Origin of the sequence: Marinomonas transparens (assembly GCF_016463975.1) — a bacterium.
In the GTDB taxonomy this organism is placed as follows: Bacteria; Pseudomonadota; Gammaproteobacteria; order Pseudomonadales; family Marinomonadaceae; genus Marinomonas; species Marinomonas transparens.
Map to the genome: position 1 here is coordinate 1 of NZ_JAEMNX010000076.1, position 1205 is coordinate 1205.

A 1205-nucleotide genomic window follows, 5' to 3' on the forward strand; every position below is an offset into this window, starting at 1 on the left:
AAGGGGAGATACCATCTTTCTAATCAAGCCTTTTTAGTCATTTAGACTATTTGAGGCTTGTATTCACTTTGATGTTTGAAAACACCAAAACAAATTTGTACAAGCTTTCTCATTGCTGCTCCGAGTGCTTGCATATGAGTTTTCCCATTATTTTTCAAACGTTCATAAAGTGCTTTAACATCAGGGTTATGTTGTTTTGCAACAACAGCAGCCATATAGATTTTGGCTCTGATATTAGGAGGCCCTACTTTTGATAACGTTGAGCGGCCTTTTAATGTTCCAGACTCTCTAATTCTCGGAATAAGACCTAAGTAGGCCGATAAACTACCAGCTTTTTCAAACAGATTTGAGGACAACACAGACAACATGAGCCTTGATACAACAGGGCCAACGCCCGGAATACTCTCTAAAAGGCGTCTATTCGTTTTTAATGTTGGGTGATTATCAATATGAGTATCTAGCTCCTCAGTGAGTCTTTCTTTTTCTTTTAATAATACAGACACGATCTTGTCGATAGATTCAATAACGACAGAGGAATTATCAGCGATTTCAGCTTGTTCTTTTCTATTCAGTTCTCGCTGTATGTCTTTCTCTATAGACTCTATACGTCTGATCAATGCTTTCAGCTTGCGGACTTCTGGCGCTTCGGGAGTCCATCGTCTTGGGTTCATTTGATACCCGAATTTGGCTAAAAGCAAACTGTCTGCTTTATCTGTTTTGTGAGTGACTCCAAGCGCCTTGGCGAACTCTTTAGGCCTAGCAGGATTAACGACATAGACATGAAACCCTTGATTAAACAAATGGGTAGCAACCCCTTCGTGATAAATCCCCGTTGCTTCAAGCGTGATATGAAGCTGTTCTGGCTGCGCTGAAGTCACTTTGATTAACCACTGTGAGATACTATCGAAGCTTTCTTGATTGTTTTTAAAGACTTTCGTTTTTACTTTTTCTGATTGAATATCCTTTAACCAAAGACAATCCAACTTATTTTTTCCGACATCAATTCCAATATAAATCATTTATCCTAATTTCCCTTGTACATACAGCATCACTGTGAAAACAGGCGCTTGGATACCATCCAATATTAAAGGATTAGTCTGGTAGAATAATCTCCCCTACAGCATCAAAGCGCTTGGGCAAGGAACATACTTACCAGACTAGAGTGAATTACTAGCTAAGCAATTCACTGAGAAAGATACAAGGGC

Annotated in this window: 1 protein-coding gene; it reads right to left on the reverse strand. The window is 39.3% G+C overall.

The window, feature by feature from the left end:
- Positions 1 to 41: 41 nt before the first annotated feature.
- Positions 42 to 1019: an IS110 family RNA-guided transposase gene (locus tag I8J31_RS20710; protein WP_199470485.1), complete on the reverse strand. Its 978-nt coding sequence runs from the start codon at positions 1017 to 1019 to the stop codon at positions 42 to 44.
- Positions 1020 to 1205: the final 186 nt, after the last annotated feature.